3 protein-coding genes are annotated in these 2,636 nt (G+C 61.5%); 1 reads left to right on the top strand and 2 read right to left on the bottom strand.

What is annotated here, in order from left to right; translation table 11 throughout:
• Positions 1-763: LysR family transcriptional regulator (locus AC1VAN_RS17935; protein WP_480986350.1), on the top strand; the 763-nt coding region annotated here is incomplete at its 5' end.
• Between the two features lie 414 nt (positions 764-1,177).
• Here AC1VAN_RS17935 and AC1VAN_RS17940 read toward each other — a convergent pair.
• Complete coding sequence (locus AC1VAN_RS17940) at positions 1,178-1,912, bottom strand: phosphatase PAP2 family protein (RefSeq protein ID WP_442251557.1); 735 nt, start codon at positions 1,910-1,912, stop codon at positions 1,178-1,180.
• The coding region (locus AC1VAN_RS17945; protein WP_480986351.1) for a hypothetical protein at positions 1,902-2,636 on the bottom strand (735 nt) is incomplete at its 5' end. The genes AC1VAN_RS17945 and AC1VAN_RS17940, both read right to left, overlap by 11 nt.

The raw sequence follows: 2,636 nt of genomic DNA on the forward strand, positions 1-2,636 counted from the left end.
CCCCACCATCGGTCGACGGATCAAGGCACTCGAAGATGAGGCCGAGCAACCGCTCTTCCGCAGGACGAAAGACGGCTTGGTGCTCACGGATGCCGGAGACGCGGTGCTATCGCTCGCTGAATCCATGGAAGCATCGGCGCTGTCCATGGAAAGGCGCCTGGCGGGCAACCATGAGCGGCTCGAAGGCCTCCTGCGGATATCCTCGGCGGACTGGTTCGCTGCCTATGTCCTGGCGCCCGTCTTTGTCGAACTGGGGCGCCTTCACCCCGCCGTCGTACCCGAGGTCATCGCGAGCTACCGCCTGCTCGACCTTTCCCGTCGCGAAGCCGATGTGGCCTTCCGCATCGTCCCGTTCAGTGAGCCGGACATCGTCCAGCGCCGACTGATGACCATGCCTTACGGGCTCTACGGATCGGCGTCGACGGTGCACGCGGTGACCAACGACCCCGGGTCTGTGAGCCTGATTCTCATGAACTCGGCCCAGGCTCACTTCCCGGATGTCGCCTGGCTGCTGGACCGATTCCCGCACTCTCGACGTGCTTTCGCCAGCACCAGCCGAAGCGTCCAGGCCCAGATGTGCCGTCGAGGACTAGGCGTTGCGGTATTGCCAAGGCCCCTTGGTGACGGCGTGGACGGGCTTCATCGCATCGATCTGTTCGGCGACCCTCCGAACAGGGACGTCTGGGTGGGTTACCACCAAGATCTGCGCCACATGGATCGGTTAAGAGCTCTGCTCGATATCGCCGAAACGACGCTCCCTTGATGTCTGCAATCGGCCAGAAGCGGGCATCCGTCCTACCCTCGATAAACATCCCTAATCCACGACTAACCTTGAGCCTACTGCGGTCCCGCAAAGATGTCCTTTCGCTCGCCGGATTGACACGGACTGTCCCTTCTTTGGGAACCCGGCCCCCCGCGACCCGGCGGTCCAACGGCTCGCTGAGACACCTAACCTGCCGACGCGCATGGGCTAGCAGATCCTTCTGGGCCATGCCAGGWATCAAAGCCTGGAGCGGTTCGCCTAGCTACCTGAATTCAAGATCAGAAGCGGACCTTGCGTTGACCTCAAACCTTGCATAGGCGCTTGCTTCAGGACTACGCCCAGCAGCGCCTGTTGGTCCATCACAACCAGCAACTACCCAAACTGACGCTGGACCTGGTCTGAGCTTTAGCCCTATCAATTCTTCGGCCGAGCCGGCCAAATCAAGTACAGGCCCAGCGCTACGAACCAGCAGATGGCTGCCGTCCAAAGATCGTGAGAAAGAAAGTGTGCGCCCCGAAGCTGCTGGGAAATGCCAAAGATCATTCCCAATCCAACACCCACGCCCAGACCGACGAACCGCAGGCGCGGCTTCGCTTCAAGGGCGAGGAAGTACAGGGCTAGCCAGCTATAGCCAGCGCTGGCATGCCCTGCCGGGAAGCAACCGCTGGCCCGGTAGCCTGCCGGTCTGGCATCGAAAAAGCCGAAGGGTTCATTGGGCCCGCCAAAGGTAGTCAGGTCCCAGGGGCAATCCATTCCGCTGACTTTCTTTACCAGCGAAACGATGATCGTGGAGAGAGCGACCGAGACAAAGAGTCGGAACATCGGCCGCCGCCATGCAGCCAGCCGCGGAACCCACTCCGACGCGATAGTGGCCAAGAGCGCTGCGAGCCCCGCGCCGATGGACAGATTCCTTCCGCCCTTATGTACCAATTGCTCAGTCAGCCAACTGTCCTTCAGCGCCCATTGGTGCCCCTCCCAACCGTAGATCCAAGCCGCAACGACCTGATCACCATGAAGTCCCAACAACAGGCAGGACCCTACGATCAGCACGATGACTGGAATCGTCACGTGGCTCTCAATGCCGAGCGCTCTAAGGCGCAGCCGCCATGCGGAAGGCCGCACTTCGGTCCCCAGCAGTTCACTGCTCATCGTTTTCAGCCCAGCTGATTTCTTCCCGACAGCCGGGTACCAGTGCCACGGAAGGAACCAGAACCCAGTTGTTGCGGTTCGCGCTGCCGACGGATATCGACCTCGCTCTGTTCACGCACCGGCCAATCGCCTTGTCGGTGACAAGAATCCAGCGGCGCCCAGGCGCACCTTCCACCCATTTCCGCGCATGGTGCCATTGCACGTCCGACGGCTGCTTGAACCCGAAGTCCGCAGGCACCGAAGATCCCACCTGCAGGTAGTTCTGCTCGCGCCAGTCCACAAGGCCGAGTTCTCCACGAGTTCCGATGATCGAGTGAACCTGCTGCATTACCTGCCGCGACGAAGCGGAGGCGTCGAGTGCGGGCAGCAGTCCAAAGCCGTAGGAAGTCCACAGGACCGCCACTGAAAGTACCGTGAGCATGGCTGGTCTGCGGGTCCCGAACGCCGCAACCAGCAGCAGCATCGCCACACCGATAAACAACAGCCAATGCGTCAATGCCTGCAAAACTTCGGGCGTCAGATCCCGGCCCGCCAGCCGAGACTGCAACCAGTCAGCGTTGCCCATGATGGACGCTACGACGATCAATGCAGCCATAGCGATCAGCGCCGGGAAGGCTGTCAATGTCCACCGGGCATATCGTTGCCGCAGCAGCCCCTCGAGCAGCGGTGCCGCCGCGACACACAGTGCCGGAAGCGCGGGGAGGATGTAGACCTCTCTCTTGCC

The sequence above is a fragment of the Stenotrophomonas sp. 05L44_2 genome, from assembly GCF_056665995.1.

Bases quoted from the DNA above. Each gene is read 5' to 3' on its own strand.
- AC1VAN_RS17940 (WP_442251557.1), bottom strand. From the start codon at position 1,912: ATGAGCAGTGAACTGCTGGGGACCGAAGTGCGGCCTTCCGCATGGCGG.